The sequence below is a fragment of the Pedobacter superstes genome (assembly GCF_037622515.1).
GTDB lineage: Bacteria > Bacteroidota > Bacteroidia > Sphingobacteriales > Sphingobacteriaceae > Paradesertivirga > Paradesertivirga superstes.
This window is the reverse complement of the sequence record NZ_JBBJCN010000010.1, coordinates 55,810-78,262: the sequence shown is the minus strand read 5'-3', so window position 1 is coordinate 78,262 and position 22,453 is coordinate 55,810. Positions and strand designations below refer to the sequence as shown.

Sequence of the window (22,453 nt, the reverse complement as noted above, 5' to 3'; positions counted from 1 at the left end):
TCTATTGTTGTTGTGAAGATTCTTCTTCAATTCGCCTCAGCCAATTTAGTATAAGGTTCTTCTCTGTGTTATTAAGTTTGGCATCCCGATGAATTAACGTGTAAGAATCTAAAGGCATCGATCCGTCTTTAATGCTTCCCGCTATAGCTTTGATTTTACTCCTTTGTCTTCTTGCTGAATAAGATCCAAACTCATTAAAATTAAGTTCAGCCTTTCCTTCTTTAATGTGTGAATTCATCATCCACCCAAAAGGTTGTATATACGTATACCAGGGGTAACGGGTAGAATTGCTGTGGCAATCGTAGCAAGCCTTTTTCAGGATTGCTTGTACGTTATCGGGAACAGGATAAACTTTCGTTATATCATTTGCCGAAGCTGTTTTGCCGGAATTCCTATTTGGTTGAAAAAATTGCATTAAAGTAAATACTGCCAATAATATCAGCAGTACTTTAGTTCTAAGGCGCATTTAAGATTAATTAAGCTCTTCCTTAACTACCCCACACTCTAGCATTGCTTTTCCCAAATAAGGATTCTTTATCTCTTTGGTTTCGCTTATCCAGTTAGCTCCTTTGTTATTATTGTACATCGGGCAATGATCAACGTAAAGTTTCTGGCCTCCACCAACAGATTTTGCTAAATCATAAACATCCTGACTCAGCGTTTCAAAGTGCTCTCTTTGATGTTTAATGTTGCCTGCATTTGCTCCAATATGCTCGGCATGTTCTTTAGCGTCATCGTATATCTCAGTAAATTCCTTTGCCTGTGTTTCATTAAGTGCTGTTTTATCAAAACCATCCAAAGCTGTTACCACTTCCTTTCCTGCTGCGGCAGCGGCTTTATCATCGTCTTGAGTTAATGCGTTTTTTAACTGAAAATAAGAATCCAGTATTCCCTGGATGGTGTTCGTACTAGTCGCAGCTTGGGTATTTTCTGAATTTGCTGTAGTATCCGTAGCTTGTTGTTTATTACCATCCGAGTTGCATGAAGCTAAAGCTATGGAAGCGGTTATTATACCTAGAATAAGAGTTTTCATGTAATTAATTTAAGGTTAATTGATATTTATAAATTATAATTTTTTCACACAAAGATAATATACCTTGTCTCCAATTTTTATTCTACAATTGATTGCACAATGTATATCATTATAAAAGAACCAACCCCGCTATAGACAAGGCTGGTTTATCTTTAGACAGCTGTAGCCATTTGCTCACAAGCCTGGGCGCAAGCGCGACAGGCTTCAGCGCACTCTCTGCAATGTTCCATGCCCATAGATACGTGCTTTTCGCACTCTTCTGCACAGGCATTACATACATCAGCACATATTCTGCACAAATGATGAGCATACTCGCTACCCAAGCTCATTACTTCTGCAGCCGAACGGCAAATAGCAGCACATTCAAGGTCGAGCTGGATACAACCGGCCATCATTTTAACATCTTCTTCTTTTAGACATTCGGTAGCACAATGGCTACAAGCAACTGCACATGCTACACAAGCATCAATACAGTCTTTAAATTGTTGATGTGACATAATTTACTTATTTAAATGGATAAAGAAATTGACTACTTGCCGTCTGTAAGAAGCCAATCCTGAAATTGCTTAATTTCCTCCAGTTGATCCTTGATCATCTTGTTAGCTAACGTTTTCATAGAAGCATCGTGCCCGTATATTAATTCCAATCTTGAATTTTCAATAGCTCCGTGATGGTGAATTATCATTAAGGTTGCGAAGTCATGATCAACATCACCGTTAATAATTTGCAAATCAGCTTGCTTTTCGCCCTTCTCCATTTCTTTCATCATTTGATCATGAAAATCCATGGACATCATATGAGGATTATGCACCGCGAGAAACGCATCAAGCTGTGCTATTTCAGCTTGCTGGGCTGCGATAATCTTTTGTGCCATTTCTTTCATTTTAGGATCATCGCCTTCCTGCAATTCTGCATTTGCCATATCTATAGCCGCCTGATGGTGCATTTTCATCATCATAGCAAAGTCGTCGTCAGGGTCCATGCTCATTTGCATGGCCATCATCTTTTCTTCCATTGTATGCATAATTCCCATCATTTTATTCTGGTCATGCTCCTGAATCTTGATCATGTCATCGTCATCTTTGCTACAGGCCTGTGTGAACAGGAGTAATCCAGCCATTGCAAGAGTTTTAATTGTAGTTTTCATAGATTTTCATTTTGATGTACTATTTATTGTATGGTCATACCCAATGATTATTCAGCTCTAGAAGTTAAGTGGGTTATTGCTGAGTTATTCAGTCCATTTTTTAAACTCCTCAATCTCTTTATTTTGATCGGCAATCATTTTTTTAGCCATGGAAATCAACATTGGATCTTTACCCGATTGCAAAAAACCTTCGGCCATATAAACAGCGCTTTGATGGTGTGGAATCATCATTTGGACAAACTGCTTATCAGGCGAGTCGCCTTCGGTTTTCGGCATATCCATCATCATGCTCATATTTTTGTCCATAATCTTTCCAAACCCTTTTTCTTTATCCATCGGATCATAGTTTTTGGCGGCTGACTTGTTCGCCTCCAGGAATTTATCGAGTTCAGCTATTTCTGACTGCTGGGCATCAACTATCTTTTGTGCCATTTCTTTTAACTTGGCATCGGAGCCAGAGCTTAATTGGGCTTGCGCCATATCAACCGCCCCCTGATGGTGTCCCTTCATCATCATCGCAAAATCGACATCCACATTTCCGGTCATTTCCATTTGATGCATATCTGTCATCATTTTATCCATCCCACCCATTATAGAGGATTTTGATTCGGTAGATCCCATGTTATGGCTGCTATCTGAGCTCATATCCATTGTAGAATCTCCAGTTTCTGAAGTGGTTGATTTGTTCTGACATGCCGAAATGCTTAATGCAAGGGCAAATGTTCCGATTAGTAATTTTGAAGTTTTCATATTATAAGCGTTAATTGAATTAAATAAATAGACATATAGCAGGCATCAAAAATGCTTGGTCATGTAATGAATAAGAATGCGAGGGGTGTAGACACTACCTAATAAAAATAAAGGCATGACCATAAAAATGAATGGTAAACCTTTCAGGTAGCATTAAGAATCAAATGAGGAGAGATTGTATTTTTATATATATCGGGGGAGAAATACCAGGTGGTGGAGGTGCATGGCTATTTGGCCAGGCATTAGAGGTTGGTTCAATAGAAAAGAGAGTGTGCGAGATGGAATGCCCATAAGACTCCGCTAGTGCGGGAATTTTAAGAAGTTCCAAGCTACTATCTGGCTTAATGTTTTCCTTTACAGTATAGTTTCCATGCTTTTCACAACATGGACAACCTTCCTCTCCATCGCAGTGTTTTTCGCTTTCACCTATACAATTCGCTTTTATGTCAGTCTCATTATGTTTCGCCTTAAAAACATTGGAGCTTAGAAACTCTTTGATATGCCCAGAACCGCAGCTTACGATACATGCATACATACCTGTTATTAATAACAGATAAAATGCTGCCATACATACTGCTGCCTTTTTCATACAGGTTAAGACAGTTGGGATTGAAGTTTTGTTTAACTTATATGAAATTGATTAAAGCTGCATCAAAAGATCGAAAGTATTCAATGATACCTATTCTCAATTTTTCCGCAAAATTATTTGTAGAGTTTTAGGGAATGACTTCGAGTCCATGTATGCCCCATATTGGTAAAGAATCTCATTATTTTCATTAAGAAAGCAAAGGGTAGGATATGACAAGCTACCATCAATTGTGCCTAAGGCTTCAGCTAGTTCATGAACGCCGGTAGTGGCACCCGTAGGCTTGAATCTAAACTCACGTCCGGCAAAAGAAATCGTTCTACGTTCCTCTGCATTAAAATAGACTACGTAGAATTTTTGGTTAAGTATTTCAGTACTTAATTGGTCTTTCTTTAACGATTGCTTCATCTGGTTGCAGTATTTGCACCAGTCTGTCTGAATAAAAACTAATACCGGTTTTTTTTCGATTACTTGAAGTTTACCTAATTGCTCGAATTCGACTGTTTTAACTTGCCCAACAACTGTAGAGCTGTGGCAAACTACAATACAAAAAATAACTACTTTTATAATATTAGAGAAAGGCATGGCTTAACGAATACTCACACTTGTCATAATTAGACAAACCTACATAATATTTTAGAGTGGTCTAACTTTTTTTAAGTTTCATTCAAAATCATTGATAAAATTTTTGTCTTATAATAAACCTTATGTTAAATAGGCTCTCCTAAGCAGACATTTTCTAGTATCTCCCCTAACCTTCTTGAAGTATTTGAAAGTGATAAATCTACTAATGATGTTCAATTGTTTTTTCAAGTTCGGTTATTTCATTAGTTTGATCAGCTATCATGGTTTTGGTCATAGCTTTGAACTTCTCTAATTGTGAATACTTCAGGATAATTTTACCCATGTCGATACCATCTTTATGATGTTTTATCATCCTGTTGGTAAACTCATGATCTGGAGTACCTGATGAAATATCATCCATATTCATCATCTGCGCCATATTTTTATTGATATCCCGACCTAAACCAGTTTTCTTGTCAGATGGTTCATAATTCTTTGTTTTGGGTGTATTCTTTAATAAATCATCGAGCAATTGGATTTCCTTGGTTTGCTTGCCTATTATATTTTTAGCTATTTGCTTTTGTCTCGGCTCTGTACCTAATTCAAGTTCAAGCTTTGACATATCAATTGCAGCCTGATGATGAAATTTCATTAATGAAGCAAGGTCGAATTCAATATTGCCAGTCATTTTGAACTGATGAATCTTTTCAATCATCTTTTCCATTGTCCTACCCATATCTGACACCATTGAATTGGTATCGATGTTCGCCAACATAGAAGAAGTATCAACTTTTGTGATACCGCTATCCATCAGGGAATCTGTTACTTTCATTTCCGAACTCCTATTTTGGCACGCGGAGAAGCTTAATGTTAGTACAAACACACCAATAAGAAATGTTCCTTTCTTCATAATTTTAAATATTCCATTACAATCTAACTTAATTTCATTTACTATCGTCAGAATACTAAATAATTAAACTTTCATTTTTTGGATTCTCACAGCATTCAAGATTGCTAGTAAAGCAACGCCAACGTCCGCAATTACCGCCTCCCACAAACTTGCAACCCCACCTGCTCCCAACGCTAAGACAATTATCTTAACCACCATGGCAAGAATTATATTCTGCCAAACAATATTTTTGGTGATCTTTCCAATTTTAATGGCTGATACAACTTTAGAAGGCTGGTCGTTTTGAATAACCACATCTGCGGTTTCAATGGTTGCATCGCTTCCTAAACCTCCCATGGCGATTCCGGCATCAGCCAAGGCCACTACCGGGGCATCGTTAACACCATCGCCGATGAAAGCAATTCGGAATCCCTGGTCTTTGTACCCTTGCACTTTCTCAACTTTTCCTTCCGGTAATAAATCACCAAAGGCATCATCAATCCCGATTTGTTTGGCAACATTATCCACCACAGATTGCTTATCGCCAGATAGCATCACTGTTTTAAGATTCAAGGCATGCATTTGTTTGATAGTTTCCGCCGCATCTTCTTTTATTTCGTCGGCTATAGTGATATAGCCAGCATACTGAGAATTAATTGCAATAACTACGATTGTATCAACTACCTGTTCGATTTCGGAAGGAAACGGTATGTTGAATTTCTTCATCAGCTTGACATTACCGGCAAGGATTTCATTTCCGTCAACAGTTCCCTTCAAGCCATGACCTGATATTTCTTCTACGTTTGTCGCTGAGGTTGTTCCGACAGAATCCGCAGCATACTCAACTACTGCTTTTCCTACAGGATGTGTTGAGCTCTTCTCGAGCACAGCTGTAAGACGCACTAGCTCTTTTTCTTCGATACCCTGCACCACCACCTTTTGCACTTTAAAAACTCCTTTGGTAAGTGTGCCTGTTTTGTCCATAATAACGGTGTTGATTTTCGTCATTACGTCCAGAAAATTTCCCCCTTTAAACAGGATGCCATTTTTAGAAGCTAAACCAATACCCCCGAAATATCCCAATGGTATTGATACAACAAGGGCGCAAGGACAACTGATAACCAGAAAGACTAAACCCCGATAGAGCCAATCATTAAAGTCATAATTATCCACTACGAAGTAAGGGACCACGACAACTGCAAGAGCCAAAAAGAAAACAATCGGCGTATAAACCTTAGCAAAACGAGAAATAAATAACTGGGTTTGAGATTTCCTTGCTGTAGCATCCTGAACCATTTCAAGAATCTTACTCAACTTACTATCTTTAAATAAAGCAGAAACTTTTACTTCTGAGACAGTATTCAGGTTAATCATCCCTGCAAGGATTTGCTCCCCCTTTCGCTTAGTATCAGGCTTGCTTTCTCCGGTGAGAGCAGCAGTGTTAAACGATGCATTTTCAGAAATCAGTTCCCCGTCTAATGCCACTTTTTCGCCTGATTTTATTTGTATTGTTTCGCCTATTTTGATTTCAGAGGGACTAATAACAGAACTCTTTCCATCCCTGATAACTGTAACAGAATCGGGTCGAATATCTAGCAAAGCTTTAATACTGGCTTTGGCCCTACGAACCGCCGAATCCTGAAACCATTCTCCAATAGAATAGAAAACCATCACAGCAACACCTTCAGAGTATTCACCAATTAAAAAGGCTCCCAGGGTAGCGACACTCATCAGGACAAATTCGTTAAAAAAGTCACCGCGACTTGCTTTACGAAAGGCCAAAGCCAAAACATTCCAGCCCGCCAATAGATAAGCAATTCCATTAACTATTAATGACCACGGATTTTGAAGCTTGATATCAAAAGCGTATTCTAATACTAAAAGTGTTATCAGAATAAGTAAAGCCATTAAGAGAGACCAACGTTTTAACCACCAGGGTTTATTCGACAATTCTTCACCATGGTTATGTTCATCTCCGTTTTCCTCGTGGTCATGGCCATCGTCTTCAGCATGAGTAACAGGTTCACTTTTATTCATGTCCTTTTGTGGCAAGGCCGTCTTTGTCGGCTTTCCGCTATTATTTACACAGCAATCGTCGCTCATATTTATTTTTTAAGAGTATCCCCCGAAATTGAAACTTAACTCAGATATTAATTTATACAGTAAAGGTGATAACAGCAGTACACATTTCCAGCAATTGAGTCTTTTCATGATTTCTTTATTTTAATTACAATACAAATGTACCTTCCCAGTCAATGCAATGGAATTGCATAGTTCACTTGCATTTATCGCAAGTTCCTTTAACTACCAAATTCATTTCACCGGAATGAAATCCTTCTGGCAATGTAATAACCGGCAAAGTTGTATTAGGTAAGCAGAATGTTTCCTGGCAAGTATTGCAATGAAAATGGACGTGCAAATCGTGATGGCTGACCGTATTACAATCATCAACACACAAAGCATACTTAGGCGCACCCGTTCCATCATCTATTGAATGGACCAAACCATGTTCTTCAAAGTTCTTCAAAGAGCGGTATATAGTGATCCGGTCAGCCGGAGCTAACCCTTTTTCTATATCGGTTAAACTTAATGCACCTTGCTGCTTTACCATAAAGTCAAGTACCAGCATCCGCATTGCTGTTGGATTGATATTCTTTTCTTTGAGCTTTTCTTCAATGCTTGTATTCATCGTATGTCGGCTTAATGGGCGTGTCCTCCACCTCCGGACATTTTTGCCAGAACAAAGAATGCACCCTTTGTTATTACCCCTGAATTTGGAGGTGTGCTCTTCATTACCGTGATTTCGGTATATCCTACATCAGAAACACCTTTAACAACTTGTACTTTTTCGAAATACAGATTTGATTCCTTAGCGTGGTCTTCTTCATGCTCTTCTCCTTCGGCATGTTCGTCCTTCTTTGCATGGGAGCCTTTTTCTTCCGCTTCATGGCTTTCTTTAGGCGCTGTAGTCTGAACAAAAATGTAGTCCTTGCCTTCATCAGATACGATTGCATCAGTAGGTACTGCCGTAGTCATTCTTTGGCCGATACTGATTAAAGCTGTTATACTCATTCCCTCAATTAATTCAGAATGATTACCTAATACGATAGAATGTACCGGAATAGTCTTTGATTCATTTGCAAATGCGGTTCCAATCGAATAAATCTTAGCATCGTATTCCTTTCCAGGATTGTTAGTTAGGGTGAAATGGATGGTTTGATTCTGGTGCAGACTAGGAAGATCCTTTTCATAAACAAAGAGATCAAGATGCAATTGTGAGTTGTTTACTATTTCTGCAACAGGGGTACTCTGGTCAATAGGTGAACCTATCTGTGCCGTTACGTTACTGACTGTCCCGCTAATTGGAGCAGTAATACTTATCGTAGTACTGATTCTTCCCCTGCTTACAGAACCAGGGGATATTCCCATAGCACTAAGTTGCTTTTGCAAAGCGTTTCTTCGACTTCTCAATGAGGTAAGTTCTGACTGCGCTCTCTGCACATTTTTTAAAGGTGCTGCATCACCAGCAACCAATACTCGCTGTCTGTTCAGTTCAGTTTCCCCTAGCTTAATTTGAGTGTTTACATCCTGTAGTTCTTGCTGTGTCTGTGCTGCATCCGGATTTATAATGGTAGCTACAACCTGACCCTTTCTCACATAACTTCCAGGTTGAATTGTTAAGGAACGTAATATTCCACTGCTTAGTGAAGTAATAAATGCCTTGTTTTGGTTTGGAACAGTAAGAGTGCCGTTTGCCCTGATAGAGCTTCTAAGGTTTTTGCTTTCAATTGTACCTAATTTAATCCCACCTGTCGTAATTTGCTCTGTGCTTAGCGATACAATGCTTTCGTTTCCTTCCTCATGACCACCTTCTTCGTGTCCGGCTTCCGCCGTTTCAGCCTCCTTACCAGCCTCGCTTTCCCCGCTCTTACATGCTGCAAGAAATGCAAGAAGTGTTAAAAATATAATGGATCGTTTCATTTTAAGATTCTTATCTGTTTAGAAAATAATTAAGTTGAATAGCAGATTGATTATATTGATTCACCGTTTCAATATAATTCTTCTGAATGTCAAGAGCCTGACTGATGTACTGGCTAAGTTCTGAAAAGCTTATTTCACCTCCGCGGTAGGCTAGGTTTGAAGCTCGTATGATGGCTTCTGACTGACTCAGCCCACCTGTTTCATAATACTTCAATGATTCTTCATTCTTCTTAAAATCCTGAAATAATTGGCTATAGGTTGATTGTAAAGTCACGATCTGAGCATTTACCAACGTTTGCTGATAATCTCTCTCAAGTTCGGCTGCTCTGATAGAATTGCGATACGTTCCTCTGCCAAAAAGAGGGAGTCCCAGAGATACTGAAAAGCCCGAGTAAGGGTTTGGAATACCGTACAACCGTTGCGAAAAGAATCTACCATCCAGGCTGGGCTTATTCGACTGTCTCTGAACGCTTAGTTCTGCTTCCGCAATAGTGCTTCGCTGCCTTTGCAAATTGATTTCGGGATGAGATAACAAGGAGTCGACTTGGAAATCGACTTCAACCTTCTGCAAGCGCATAAGCTCAGGAAGGTAGTTTATGTTTGAATTCGTCCAGCGCTTTAAAACTTCCTGTTGTGCATGGATATCTCTGGTAATAGAATTTAATTGAATAGAAGCTTCCCTTGACCGGGCAACCGCTGAAATACTATCTAAACCCGCACTTTCACCCATTTTCACTCGCAATGCCGCTGCTTTGGCAACTGAGCGATACATGCTGTCTAAGCGGTGCCATATAGCCCTTTTACTTTCCAGATACCACAATGTATAATAGGCACTCAATAAGTTCCGCCTAACGTCCAGTCTTTGAACCTGCATCGCTAAATTGGTGGACTGAAACTGCTGCTGTAAAAGCTCACGTCTGGCTTTATACAAGCCCGGCCACTCTACGCCCTGTGATAATCCAATTTTAAGAAGGCCGTTCTTGTCTGACGGATTTAGATCTTCGTTTTCGACAAAAAAGCCCGTTCTGGGCAAGTTAAGCCATGTTCCGCTTAACGCTGAACTTTGTTCTATCTGAAGTTGAGATGCTTTTAGCAATAAATTATTTTCTAAAGCTGTATTAAATACCTCTGAAAAAGGCGCTCTGACTGATTGAGGCTGAGTTTGAGCGGTTGCCAGTTGGGATAGACCAATTAAGGCAATGATACCCGCTACTCTCCTGAATGGAAATCCTAGTCGCATTTTACTATTAATAAAAATGAGGTAAAATAAAGGAAGAACAATTAGAGTCAGAATGGTTGCCGTAATTAATCCACCAATTACTACCGTTGCCAAAGGTTTCTGAACTTCTGCTCCGGCTCCGCTTGAGAGTGCCATTGGTAAAAATCCAAGTGAAGCCACGGTAGCCGTCATCAAGACGGGTCGCAAACGTATCCTGGTTCCCTCGATGACTCGCCGGTATATATTCTGAACACCATCCTTTTGTAATTGGTTAAAAGTACCAATAAGCACTATCCCATTAAGAACAGCTACACCAAATAGTGCGATGAATCCTACCCCTGCTGAGATGCTAAATGGCATTCCCCGTAACAGTAAAGCGAAAACTCCGCCTATAGCTGACATTGGAATAGTAGTAAAAATTAAAAGTGCCTCTTTCAAGGAGCCGAAAGTGAAATAAAGCAGTACAAAAATCAGCAGCAATGCGGCTGGTACTACAATTTGTAAACGAGCAGTAGCTTTCTCCAGGTTTTCAAAGGTTCCACCATAAGTAAAGTAATATCCTGTTGGCAATACCGAACTGTTAGAAAGCTTCGCCTGAATATCTCTTACCACTGACTGAACATCCCGACCTTCTACATTGAAGCCGATGACTACCCGTCGCTTTGCGTCTTCACGGCTAATCTGTGCGGGGCCTTCTTTAAAAGACACCGTGGCTACCTGGCTTAGTGGAATTTGAAATCCCCCTTTCGTTGGAATACTAAGCGTGGCTACATCTTCAATTGAATTACGGTTTGTCGAATCTAAACGGACGACTAAATCAAACTTCTTTTCGTTCTCGAAAACTACACCAGCCGTTCCTCCGGCAAAAGCAGTGCTTACCATCGTGTTTACATCTTCGATATTCAGGCCATAACTGGCTATTCGTCCTCTGTCATATTGGATGGTAATCTGAGGGAGACCAGCCGTTTGTTCTATTTGCGGTGTACTTACACCCTCAACCGATTGAATGATTTGTCCCACTCTCGGAGCTAATGCGGCAAGTGTATCTATATTCTCGCCAAAAATCTTTACTGCTACGTCCTGTCTGATACCTGTCATTAACTCATTGAATCGCATTTGAATGGGTTGATTGGCTTCAAAAAACACTCCTGGAATAGCCTCTAACTTTTCTTCCATTAGTCTTGCCAATTCATTGTAGTCATCAGTTGTCGTCCATTCGCTTTTATCCTTCAGCACAATAATTAAATCACTTGCTTCAGGTGGCATTGGGTCGGTAGGAACTTCTGCGCTTCCTGTTTTTCCAACCACTTCTTTCACTTCAGGAAAGGTTTTGAGAATTCGGGAAGCATGCATTGAAGTTTCGATGCTTTGAGACAATGAAGACCCCTGTGGTAAAATACAATGGAATGCGTAATCACCTTCCTGCAATTGCGGTAGAAATTCAGCACCCATCTTTGAAAATATAAATACACTAATTGCTAAAAGCGCCAATGAAGCTGCTACAACCACGTTTTTTAGTTTGATTGATCTACGTAATAGTGGCGTATAGACCCGTTGAAAGAATTCCATCATCTTATCTGATATATTTCTTTTATGAGAGATCTTTTTAGGTAAAAATAGAGCCGACACCATGGGTATGTAGGTAAGAGACAAGATCAAAGCTCCTAAAATTGCAAAGCCCACGGTTTGCGCCATCGGGCCAAACATTTTTCCTTCAACGCCCACCAGAGTTAATATCGGGAGATAAACTATCAGAATAATAATTTCCCCAAACGCTGCACTCTGACGGATTTTAGAAGCTGATATAAATACCTCTTCATCCATTTCTTTTTGAGTTAGTTTAGTATGAACAGTTCTGAGAGCCAGATGGTGCATCGTGGCCTCAACGATGATAACCGCTCCGTCGACAATCAACCCGAAATCAATTGCACCAAGGCTCATTAGATTAGCTGATACGCCAAACACATTCATCATCCCCAAAGCAAACAACATCGATAAGGGGATTGCTGAGGCAACTATCAATCCAGCTCGAAGATTCCCGAGGAAAAGAACCAGGACAAAAATCACGATTAAGGCACCTTCAATAAGGTTGGTCTCTACTGTTGAAATTGCACGATTTACTAAGGACGTCCGATCTAAATAAGCCTTTATTTCAATGTCAGCAGGGAGACTCTTTTTGACGGTCTCCATTTTTTCCTTTACCCTCTTAACTACATCAGCACTGTTTGAGCCCTTCAACATCATCACAATTCCGCCCACTACTTCATCGTAGCCATCATGGGTCATTGCACCATATCGAATAGCCCCTCCAAACTGAACTTTTGCAACATCAGCAATCAGAACTGGAATGCCATTGACTTCTTTAATTACTATCCTTCCAATATCTTCCAGAGATGTAATCAGGCCTATTCCTCGAATAAAGTAAGCATTTGGCTTTTTATCGATGTATGCGCCTCCTGTATTCTGATTGTTTTTTTCAAGTGCTTCATAGATTTCGGCTATGCTCACATTGAGAGATTTCAATTGATTAGGATTAACAGCTACTTCATACTGTTTTAAAACACCACCAAAGGAATTGATCTCAGCAACTCCTTCGATGCCGTAGAGTTGACGTGCAACAATCCAGTCCTGCATGGTGCGGAGGTCCATTGCTGAATATTTGTGCTCACTCCCTTTTTTGGGGTGCAGCATGTACTGGTAAACCTCGCCCAACCCAGAGCTAACCGGAGCCAGTTCAGGTTCACCCATGCCTTCAGGGATTTGCTCTTCGGCCTCTTTAAGTTTTTCATTGATTAATTGCCTGGCAAAATAAACGTCAACATCATCCTCAAAAACAACGGTGATGACGGATAAACCAAACCGTGAAATGGAGCGCATCTCTACCAGTCCGGGAATATTTGCAAGGCTTTGTTCTATGGGGTAAGTGATGAATTGCTCCACTTCCTGCGTTGCCAAAGTTGGCGCAGTTGTGATCACCTGAACCTGGTTATTGGTGATATCCGGTACGGCATCGATAGGCAATCTCAATGCCGAGTAGACGCCCCAAATGATTAGGATCAATACACCGATACCAATAACTATCTTATTCTTTATGGAAAAGAAAATAATTTTATCTAACATGAAATTTTAAGAATAAAGTAAAACATTGATGTGATTTCACATCATGACATAGCTAGCGCTAGTAATACTTTAAGCTCGTGGAGGTTGAAAAAGAGGGTAACTTTCGGAACTATAAGCTTTCTCTGTATAGAGGATTTCAGCTAAAATGATCTCAGGAAGAACTGTTGTTGTAATAACGCCTTTGGGTTTATTGAATCCGACGCAGCAAGTACATGAGCAAAATGGAGAGCATAAATCAACCAGGCAATCAGACGTAGCGCTATCGTGTGATTGAAGTGTCGTTGTTTGGGTATCTGAAAACTCAAATGCATCATCGCATGATACGCCGGTTAACAGCATAACATACATTGACAATAAGATGGTAAAAATCTTCATTTTAGCAAATATACAATACCATTTTAAACTTAAATGTTTTAAATTTTTCTTTATAGTACCCGTTTTATAACTTATTCAAAATAAGCTAAGCCGCAATTATGCAGCTTAGTTTATAATTATAACCTCAATTTTAAACCTCCATTTATAACGAAACCATCTAGAGGCGCATAAATATCACGAAAAACCGGGTTCGATACACTTCCAGAATTGATGCTATCAAACCGAGTTTGGCGAGTGTCCGTAAAGTTCTCAAAATTGACATATAGAGAAAATCGCTCCCAAAGTTTTTCTGCCATAAACCCAAAGATCCAATAAGGTTTCCCAGTTAAGCCGTCATTCAACTGCTGTCTGCTATAATAATAGGCTTCCGCCCCGAGCTTCCACTTTTCCTCTACCTCATACATCAACACATTATTTAACCGATGTTTAGCAGTCAATGGATTTGTTCTAACCGTGCCGTTTGAATAAATCTTTGCATCGGTTAAACTGTAGCCCACGAATAACTTAAAATCATCATAAGTGAACTTGACATTAGTTTCCATCCCTTTGCTATCCATATACCCTGGTAAGTTAACAAAACGGAAAGAACTTGAATTTTCCTGTTCCATTGTCAAAGGGTTGTTTAAATAGGTATAAAAGAATAAATGATTGATGCTAAAGCCGACTTCGTCACCAAGCAAGGAAGTACGATAATTAACATCCCAATTCACTCCGTAGCTTCTTTCAAGTTTATTGGTCTGCGACGAAATAGGAAGAACATTCTGATACTGGATACGCTCACTCTCCTCCGAAAATATTGTTGGTGTTTTATAGCCTAGCCCACCTCCAATACGTGAATTGAGTTTATCATTTACTTTGATTAAAGCGGAGATCCGAGGCAATAGAGAGAACCCATAATCAATAACGTAATCCCCCCTTAAACCAGCTTCTAACTCAAGCCAACTGGCAGCATGAATATTATTTTGGATAAACGCGCCAAAGGTGGTTTGATTATAATCGCGTAATGAAACTGATGTTTTCTGATTTTCTTTAAATCGGTCTGTCCAAAGATTCAGCCCGGCAACCCATTCTGTCTTTTCGTTTTCTACTGAAAAACTGGCTTCTGAAAAGGTTCCATACTGGCTACCATCAAATAGATAACCCGGAACCGTGATTTTACGATTAAAGTAGCTGATGCTATTTTTAATGTTAAATTCAGCCTTTTCTCCCATTTTATGTTTGAGGCTTAATTGGCTAGATAGTCTGTCTGAATTATTATTCTCGAAAAAACTATGAGTAGCGTCGCCATCACCCTTAATATATTTTAAATCACCACCTGTTCGGTCTTCGAAACTGCTATTAATCCCAAAGTTTAACGAGCTCTTCTCATTAAAGTTCAAAAACAGCTTAGGGTTGAATGTGTAGCGTGTAAATTCCGGTATCGCTGAGAATTCAACTACACCAGGTGCGTAAGCAGAATTACTATTTCTGGAGGCGAACACTGTTACTCCGGCTTTTCCAAACTGCTGGCTGTAAAATCCATTGAGGTCCAGACCACCTGCAGAGGTTCCGTTTAAATGAATATTCAATTCTCTTTCCTCTTTCGGCGTTTTACTGATTAGGTTGACTAGCCCCGCAATAGCTCCCCCACCATACAAGGTTGATGCGGAACCCTTTACTACTTCAACCTGTTTCAGATCCAAGGGTGGGGTTTGTAATAATCCAAGCCCGCTGGCTGCCCCAGAGAACAGAGGAAAGCCATCTTTTAAGATCTGCGTATAGCGACCGTCGAGCCCCTGTATTCTAATTGATGCGTTTGCGCTAGTAGCTGAAGTTTGCTGTGTTTGAATTCCGGTACTTTCATTAAGCACCATACGAATGTCCCCAGGCTTCATATTTCCCTTTTCATCCAGCTCCTCTCCGGCAATTACTTCGACACGAGTAGGAATATTAGAAATTGTCCGACTACTTCTGGTGGAAGCAACAACAACTTCTTCAAGCTCCTCCCCTTCGGCAGCTTCAAGCGAAATCACTATCGGGGTTTCAGAAGTAAGGGGAAAGGTGAGTGTATCTAATTTCCTTTTATAGCCTATATAACTATATTCAATATAATGTATTCCGTTTGGAATATCAGCGAAAAAAGCCTGTCCCTTAGCGTCGGTTGAGGATACTTTGTTCAAATCAGTAATAGAAAGAGTACCGCCGATTAGCGGCTCCGAAGTTTCGGAATCTTTTAAAATGAGTGCGAATTTGTTTTGAGCAAGGGCTCCGAATGAAAAGGCCATTGCAACAAAAAGTATATAAAATATTTTCATTGAATTATGAGTAATTACCTCTCACGAGGATGAATAATTAGATTGTTTACTGTTGGAGAGATCAGCCGTGTTTGGGTGGCTGCCAGATAGAAGAACTCACATCAATGGGTCTTCCAGGGAGGAGGAAATCGAACTTATATCCCGATAATCTTATCGGATGGAGGTTTGAGAAATGCAGGGGAATAATAACTGCAAAAGGACACCGAGCGCAGTGGCAGAACGGAGCACAGGGCAGTTCCTCGTCATGGACACCTTTATCAGTTTTTAACTCAGACTTTTCATTGCTTTCACTAGCATCAGCATCCTTACAAGGATCAAATCCTGCGAGGAGCAAAATGATAGTCATGAAAATTGCAATTACTTTCATCGCGGCAAAGATAGCAATCCCATAATTTATGATGAAACTTAATATCTATCCTTAGGTCCTAGAAATAGGTCGAAAATCCAAATTGTAATCCCGCAGTTTTGGAAGCCGGATTACTTAAAATATCTTTTTGCCAATTATACCTATAATTTAATCGTAAAACAGTCTGATTAACGGGTCTCCAGCTTAGGGCAGGCATGATTGAGAAAAAATCATCTGAAATTTTTTCACCTGTTGAACTAAACTTCCCCTTATTCCAGTCAACATACTCCACTCTGAAAGCAGCATTGACTACAGAGTTTCCAAAGCCGAAAATCGGCTTTCTGAAAATCGGTTGAACAATATCAAAAAATCCTCCCTGTTGTTTTCTTCCGAATTGCTCGGTATAAGACTCAGGTAAATTAACGTTCACCCAAGCCCATTCTGTATTTATATAAGTGCCTAGTTTCTTAAATGTTGTGTTAAAATCTACTGCATAGATATTGACACTGCGCTTTTCATCCAGTTCCAATCCGTCATCTTCAAACTTATTGTAAACACCGCCCATATAGGATAAGCCTAGCTCGCCAATTCCTTTATTGCGCAAAGCAACTTTACCCGTAAACAATGGGCTTCCATTAAAACTTTCCTCAAATCTGTCTTTATTAGCTTTGGTTGCAGGTAGAAAAGTGCGATTCTCTGAATTGCTGATTATTTGATCGTCAAAACCATTGGTAAAGTATGCCTCATAAGCATACACCCAATCCTTCGCATACTTCTTTCCGTAAACCCCAAATCCTACATTGCTCCAGGTCGAGGGAAGCATTTGTGTTGCTGAAACGGGCCGATCAACAAATTCCCACTTGGGGCCATCATGATTCTGATTAAATGCACCTATTGGGTTCATGATAATTCCACCCCTAAGATTAAGAAGTGGGGCAAGTTCAAAATCCATTGAGGCGAATTCAATATTGATCTCCTTTGTACCATCTTCAAATTCCAATTCTGAGAGAAATTTTAACCGCTTTGCGATTGAGGAGGACACAAACAAAGTCAATCTTCTCATTTGAAACTGATGTCCTTCGGATATCCCGTCTTGCCCAAAATATTGATAATTGGCTTCAACATACCCACCCAGTGCTACAGGCAATTTACTGGTTTGCAGAAATGGACGGTCATAAACCGCATCCATGTTGAGTTTCAATCCACTGGTGTCTTTTTGAGGATTTCTTAATAGTTCAGGGTCAATTTGGGAGTAAGCGTTGAACCCTATAAATAAAAAAGCGAGTATAAATAGTTTCTTCATGACTGCTTTCTCATATCAATAAAAAGTAAATTATCGGTTATGGTAACTGGAAAGGTCTTTAAGTTCCTGCTAGCCGGCCCATTGGTTACCACACCCTTGTTATTGAACTCGCTCCCATGAGCAGGGCATGTTAACATATCGCCGGATGCTTGGAGCTCGGCCCCTTGGTGAGCGCATTGCATCCACAATGCAGAATAACTATTTTCATCATGCCTGTACACACATATTGGAAATTTCAATGCGTCATTACGGACAATTACAAAGGAGCGGTAATCTGTATTTCCTCTTTGCGATAGCTTGAAATCTGCTTTATCAAGAGTTATCCCGTCTTTAACAATTTTCCCTGATAAATATTGAGTAGTGGTTGAACAGGAAATAAAACCTGAACTTACAGCTAAAGCTGATAGACAGCCTATACAGCCCTTGACCAAAAAATCTTTTCTATTCATTGTTTAAAGTGATTCCAGAAATTTGATGAGTTTACTTTTATCAGTAGCAGACAACTGCACAAATTGATTTTTACTTGCTTGCCCTTCTCCGCCGTGTAATATTATTGCTTGTTCAATACTTCCGGCTCTTCCGTCGTGCATTAAGAAATATCTGCCACCTTGTGAGTTCTTGGAAAGTCCTAGCCCCCATAGAGCAGGAGTTCTCCACTCCGCAGTTAACGCTGTCCCTTCGGTATAGCCGTCATTTAAGCCGTTGCCCATATCATGTAAAAGCATGTCTGTATAGGGAAAGAAAGTTTTCTCTGATAGCGCCGAAACTCTTGAAGAGCCCGTTTTTAACTCGGGAGTATGGCACTTGGCACAGCCAATGTTCATGAAAAGACTTTTACCAGCTTTGACTTCTTCGTTGTTAGTGTTTCGCTGGATAGGTGCTTTTAGTGTCTGCAAGTAAAACACTACATCTAATACTGTTTGGTTAGATACTTCCGGATCAACCTGAAAACCGCTGTAGGTGTCCAGGAACTCATAACCCGAACTTATTCCCATATCCTGGTTATAAGCATTTACTGTTTGTTGTAATAGGTCGTAGACTGCTGCCTTCTTTCCGAATCTTCCAATATATTTTCCATTTCTGATAATAGTTCCGGGTCTTATCTGGCAATAGTCAGGAACTTTAATCCAGTTCGGCCTCCCAGAAATTCCATCTCCATTTAGATCGTTTTCATCGGCCAGGGAAAGTATCGTCGCATCAGGGACAGCCTCAATAAATCCTAGGCCAGTATTTGCCGGGGGAGTGAATTTCGAAAAAGTAGCTCCTGCCGGAATCTGCTCGGCAAGAAAGCCAGAGGATGCGCGATTTTGTAATTGAGGAGCACCCTTATGTAAAAACTGGTTTCCGATAGTATCACTTTGTCCGAACCTGGTGAGGGTGGTAAAAGGGTGTCCTTTCCCATCACCTGCATGACAGGTGCCGCAGGAGGTTGCGACAAATAAAGGTCCTAAACCACTTTTATCATTGAATATCTCATCATTGAAAGCTACATCTCCACGTAAGAATAACTTTTTTTGTTCACTTGAGAGACCGTCGAGTGGGCCATCTAATATATCCTCATCTGCCGGAGCTTGAGGCATAATCTTTTCGCAACTACTTATATATACCAATAAAAGTATGGAGGCTGCAAGTATTCCTAATGGCTTAATCTTTTTCATTGGGTCGGCTCATATAATTGATCATTTATCGAGTCTATTATATTGTGAGATAAATCTCACAATATAATTCGATATACAAAACTACATTTTTAGATTAGTCTAACAAATTTATTAAGACAAATTGATATTTTTGTTTCATGTTGTCGTTTACTGAAGAGAATTATTTAAAAGCAGTTTTACTGCTTACTTTGGATAGTGAGGTAAAAAGTGACGCTGGAACTAATAAAGTAGCGGCTTCTTTGAATGTAAAACCTCCTACAGCATCTGATATGCTGAAGAAACTGCGTGAAAAAGAACTTCTGGCGTATGAGAAGTATAGCAAGATAACCCTTACTGAAAAAGGACGAGCTTCAGCAGTTGAGATTCTTCGAAAACACCGATTGTGGGAAACGTTTTTACATAGCAAACTTGGCTTCGCATGGGATGAGGTACATGAAGTTGCAGAACAGTTAGAACATATTCAGTCCCAAAAGCTAATCAATAAACTCGACGAATTTTTGGGGTATCCCAGAATTGATCCTCATGGAGATGTAATTCCGAAAGCAAATGGTGAGATTGAACAGAGAAAATATAGTGTCTTGTCGGAAGTAACGCCTGGAAGCAGCTGCATAATAACAGGGGTGAAAGATGATTCTCAGACATTTTTGAAATATGTTACTGAATTGGGTTTGAAAATCGGAGATCAACTGCTTTTGGTATCGAGACAAGAGTTTGATGGGTCGATTGAGATTAAATATAACAACAAGACTTTAGCACTTTCGCAGAAGTTTTCGGATAATGTTTTAGTGGAAATTTATTAATTAATCTGCATTTAACGGTATTGTATTACTTAAAACAGTCTTTTACTTAGCCACATTCTCAAGTTCACTTTTCCACTTCAGGAAACCATCATCACTGTCTGAGTAGTCGTGATATAGTCTTTTTAATGAGTCCTCTGTCGAACTGATATACGCTAGTTTCCCTTTAACCTTTATATCGTTAATTATATGGTCAATCCTTTTTAAAGTGTGCTTTAAGAGATTGATATCCTTGACAATGTGCCAAACGTATGTTGCTTCTTCAGTGTCCAAGGTTTCCCAAACTATATGATAGTTCATCTTACCCTCAAGTAAAAAAATAAAAGAAAAAGGTTTTTGAATAAACCTAAGTTTCATTACGTCATGTGCATGTTTGCTTGACAGAAATCTTAGATGCTTATAATGCTTCGTGTTTGAAATTGTCAATAGATCCTCAAGCAGTTCCGTCTCACTTTGGTGGAAGGTATCCGGTTTATACTTTTCATCAGCAAAAGCGTCAAAAAATCCCTCCATTGTAAAAAGGCTTTGTTCGACTTCCAGTGGCAGTTTCTGTACCATTGTAGATCGTACAAACTCCAATCTTACTTTTTCGATCAGCGCCTTATCGATTTTTGCTATCTCCGGAGAGCTTGCTTTGTTGGATGTTATCGAACCATCTGTAATTTCAACTTCAAGATTAACTTCAATTTTTTTCGAGCCTAGAACATTTCCGAAATAATTCTTTACTGCATCAAATTCTTCTATAATCTCCAGATTAGGAATTGTAATCTCCAGCGCTTCCTTAAATTCTTTAAACTTCTTACTAATAGATACAAATCCTAATTTAAAATGTACGTTTTTGATAGGTACAAAAAAGGTTTCCGTCACAGATTGAATCGAAGGCTCTTTTAAGTAAGGCGATTGAGTTCTATAAACTGGGACGTAAGCTGGTGTGGTAAAAGTGCCTGGCGTTCCTGCTAAGGTTTTGAGGAGATTAAAGGTGTCGATACTTCTAAACCTAACGATTTCCACCTTGCTCAAGCTTTCATAAAGCTGCGTTTGCGAAAATGAAAATTCAGTTTCCCCTACATGATAGGAAGTAATTTCACAAAATAGTTTTTGTTCAGATGCCTTATAGTTTATTACCCTTAAAATCCAATAAGCGGGCGATTTAAAGCATTTCGCTATTTCCGGTAGACCAAGCTGCGTGAAGCTCATCGCTTTGAACCGCGTCAAATAAGCTTTATCTTCTATAAATTTTATTTTAAGCTCTAATCCAATCATAATCAAGGTATTTTATAAAAATGCGAAGTTCCTGGCACATCTCAAATAAATACCTTGGCTTGTCGAGTCTATTTACTTACTTACCCTAAATGACAGTCTTTCCCTTTATTATCTCTGCTTCCCGATAGTACCGAAAAGCTGTCGTTTATCGTTTCCAACGAATTCTATTACTTAGAGAATAAGCTCTCTTAATTGGGTGATACTTCGGCGTAACTCAAATAGTCATTTCGAGGATATAGCAAAAAGGGGCCTTCATTGACTGTAAAGACACTGTCCTTTATTAGTCAGCCACCTTTTTGAAGATTAGTGAAGGAAAATAGACATGGATAATCGAAATTCAAACATGAGCAAACTTGACAAGTTAACCGGCAAGCACACCGTTAATATTATCATAGCCTTACTTTTTATAATCACACTGCTTGCCTACGTTGTTATGAGCTGCTTAGCCAGCGATTCGGGACAAAGTACCAATGCACTATTCTCAAATCTTCTCTCAGGGTTAGTAGGCTTGTTTGGTGGAAACAATTTCAGGAAATGAGTATTAGCGGTAAATATTCGGCCCAGAATCCGCCGAAGTTTCGACTACCTACCAGGTTCCGATTTTGCTGTCCTTTGGAGAAGCTTATTCCCTACGAAATTTGTAAGCAATGAAAGAGGTACTAGATATATTTAAGCCGTCGATTAAGAGGCATCCACTAAAATGGTGTGCAGTTTTAGTGCTGGCTTATTTCCTTTATCACTTCATCCCTCCTATCGCGACAGCTGCCGGAAATAAAGTCACCTGTCTGCTTTTTGATAATCGACCGGCACAAGCCCATAAAAAACCTTAATATTTAACCATTTCGTTCGGCTCGGCGCATAGGAAGTCTAAATCCCTGCAAGTATATAGAGCAGGTCCTTATCTTCCTCTCCTAATGCATAGATGGCCTCAGTCAAAACCAAAAACTGTTTAAAATCTGTTCACTTTTATTAATAAAAATGAGTGAAAATAGAAAACGGCAAAAAATGGCCTCGCCTGAATAGCTATCAATCTGAAACCCCTGCACCTGGACTTTCCCAGGCCTGATTAAGTGTATAAACTCATCAACTTTTATTTCAGCCCGTCTAATAATTTACTCTCGTCTTGCA

Annotated in this window: 20 protein-coding genes; 2 read left to right on the top strand and 18 right to left on the bottom strand. The window is 39.6% G+C overall.

What is annotated here, in order from left to right; translation table 11 throughout:
* Window position 1: 1 nt before the first annotated feature.
* The 17 genes from WG906_RS18485 to WG906_RS18405 form a co-directional block, all read right to left on the bottom strand.
* The gene (locus WG906_RS18485; protein WP_339994369.1) at window positions 2-466 is read right to left on the bottom strand and encodes a heme-binding domain-containing protein; all 465 of its coding nucleotides are present in this window, start codon (window positions 464-466) and stop codon (window positions 2-4) included.
* Between the two features lie 6 nt (window positions 467-472).
* Window positions 473-1,033 (bottom strand): DUF3347 domain-containing protein, encoded by a 561-nt coding sequence (locus WG906_RS18480; protein WP_339994368.1) that lies wholly within the window; start codon window positions 1,031-1,033, stop codon window positions 473-475.
* A 152-nt stretch (window positions 1,034-1,185) separates the two neighbouring features.
* Window positions 1,186-1,530, bottom strand: a complete 345-nt coding sequence (locus WG906_RS18475) for a four-helix bundle copper-binding protein (RefSeq protein WP_339994367.1) — start codon at window positions 1,528-1,530, stop codon at window positions 1,186-1,188.
* 32 nt (window positions 1,531-1,562) lie between these two features.
* Window positions 1,563-2,180: a DUF305 domain-containing protein gene (locus WG906_RS18470; RefSeq protein ID WP_339994366.1), complete on the bottom strand. Its 618-nt coding sequence runs from the start codon at window positions 2,178-2,180 to the stop codon at window positions 1,563-1,565.
* 84 nt (window positions 2,181-2,264) lie between these two features.
* The gene (locus WG906_RS18465; RefSeq protein WP_339994365.1) at window positions 2,265-2,930 is read right to left on the bottom strand and encodes a DUF305 domain-containing protein; all 666 of its coding nucleotides are present in this window, start codon (window positions 2,928-2,930) and stop codon (window positions 2,265-2,267) included.
* A 160-nt stretch (window positions 2,931-3,090) separates the two neighbouring features.
* On the bottom strand, window positions 3,091-3,519 hold the full coding sequence (locus WG906_RS18460) for an HYC_CC_PP family protein (protein WP_339994364.1): 429 nt from the start codon (window positions 3,517-3,519) through the stop codon (window positions 3,091-3,093).
* A gap of 96 nt (window positions 3,520-3,615) precedes the next feature.
* Window positions 3,616-4,101: a thioredoxin family protein gene (locus tag WG906_RS18455; RefSeq protein ID WP_339994363.1), complete on the bottom strand. Its 486-nt coding sequence runs from the start codon at window positions 4,099-4,101 to the stop codon at window positions 3,616-3,618.
* A gap of 202 nt (window positions 4,102-4,303) precedes the next feature.
* A complete protein-coding gene (locus WG906_RS18450) occupies window positions 4,304-4,990 on the bottom strand; it encodes a DUF305 domain-containing protein (RefSeq protein WP_339994362.1) in 687 nt (228 codons plus the stop codon).
* A gap of 63 nt (window positions 4,991-5,053) precedes the next feature.
* On the bottom strand, window positions 5,054-7,006 hold the full coding sequence (locus tag WG906_RS18445; protein ID WP_431844495.1) for a heavy metal translocating P-type ATPase: 1,953 nt from the start codon (window positions 7,004-7,006) through the stop codon (window positions 5,054-5,056).
* A gap of 238 nt (window positions 7,007-7,244) precedes the next feature.
* Complete coding sequence (locus WG906_RS18440) at window positions 7,245-7,658, bottom strand: Fur family transcriptional regulator (protein WP_339994360.1); 414 nt, start codon at window positions 7,656-7,658, stop codon at window positions 7,245-7,247.
* A gap of 11 nt (window positions 7,659-7,669) precedes the next feature.
* Window positions 7,670-8,950, bottom strand: coding sequence for an efflux RND transporter periplasmic adaptor subunit (locus WG906_RS18435; RefSeq protein ID WP_339994359.1), 1,281 nt, complete (start codon window positions 8,948-8,950; stop codon window positions 7,670-7,672).
* Window positions 8,951-8,960: 10 nt separating this feature from the next.
* Window positions 8,961-13,289 (bottom strand): CusA/CzcA family heavy metal efflux RND transporter, encoded by a 4,329-nt coding sequence (locus WG906_RS18430; protein ID WP_339994358.1) that lies wholly within the window; start codon window positions 13,287-13,289, stop codon window positions 8,961-8,963.
* 69 nt (window positions 13,290-13,358) lie between these two features.
* Complete coding sequence (locus tag WG906_RS18425; protein WP_339994357.1) at window positions 13,359-13,664, bottom strand: DUF6660 family protein; 306 nt, start codon at window positions 13,662-13,664, stop codon at window positions 13,359-13,361.
* A gap of 116 nt (window positions 13,665-13,780) precedes the next feature.
* On the bottom strand, window positions 13,781-15,958 hold the full coding sequence (locus WG906_RS18420) for a TonB-dependent receptor (RefSeq protein ID WP_339994356.1): 2,178 nt from the start codon (window positions 15,956-15,958) through the stop codon (window positions 13,781-13,783).
* 425 nt (window positions 15,959-16,383) lie between these two features.
* The gene (locus tag WG906_RS18415) at window positions 16,384-17,607 is read right to left on the bottom strand and encodes a hypothetical protein (RefSeq protein WP_339994355.1); all 1,224 of its coding nucleotides are present in this window, start codon (window positions 17,605-17,607) and stop codon (window positions 16,384-16,386) included.
* On the bottom strand, window positions 17,604-18,056 hold the full coding sequence (locus WG906_RS18410; RefSeq protein ID WP_339994354.1) for a QcrA and Rieske domain-containing protein: 453 nt from the start codon (window positions 18,054-18,056) through the stop codon (window positions 17,604-17,606). The genes WG906_RS18415 and WG906_RS18410 overlap by 4 nt, the downstream gene beginning before the upstream one ends.
* A 3-nt stretch (window positions 18,057-18,059) precedes the next feature.
* Window positions 18,060-19,265, bottom strand: a complete 1,206-nt coding sequence (locus WG906_RS18405; RefSeq protein ID WP_339994353.1) for a di-heme oxidoredictase family protein — start codon at window positions 19,263-19,265, stop codon at window positions 18,060-18,062.
* Window positions 19,266-19,402: 137 nt separating this feature from the next.
* On the opposite strand from WG906_RS18405, the gene WG906_RS18400 reads away from it, so the two are divergent.
* Window positions 19,403-20,065 carry a metal-dependent transcriptional regulator gene (locus WG906_RS18400; protein ID WP_339994352.1) on the top strand — a complete coding sequence of 221 codons (663 nt, stop codon included), beginning with the start codon at window positions 19,403-19,405 and terminating at the stop codon, window positions 20,063-20,065.
* A 42-nt stretch (window positions 20,066-20,107) separates the two neighbouring features.
* On the opposite strand, the gene WG906_RS18395 is transcribed toward WG906_RS18400, so the two are convergent.
* Window positions 20,108-21,325 carry a hypothetical protein gene (locus WG906_RS18395; RefSeq protein WP_339994351.1) on the bottom strand — a complete coding sequence of 406 codons (1,218 nt, stop codon included), beginning with the start codon at window positions 21,323-21,325 and terminating at the stop codon, window positions 20,108-20,110.
* 343 nt (window positions 21,326-21,668) lie between these two features.
* Here WG906_RS18395 and WG906_RS18390 point away from each other — a divergent pair, with 343 nt between their 5' ends.
* Window positions 21,669-21,863 (top strand): hypothetical protein, encoded by a 195-nt coding sequence (locus WG906_RS18390; protein ID WP_339994350.1) that lies wholly within the window; start codon window positions 21,669-21,671, stop codon window positions 21,861-21,863.
* The last annotated feature ends 590 nt before the right edge of the window (window positions 21,864-22,453 follow it).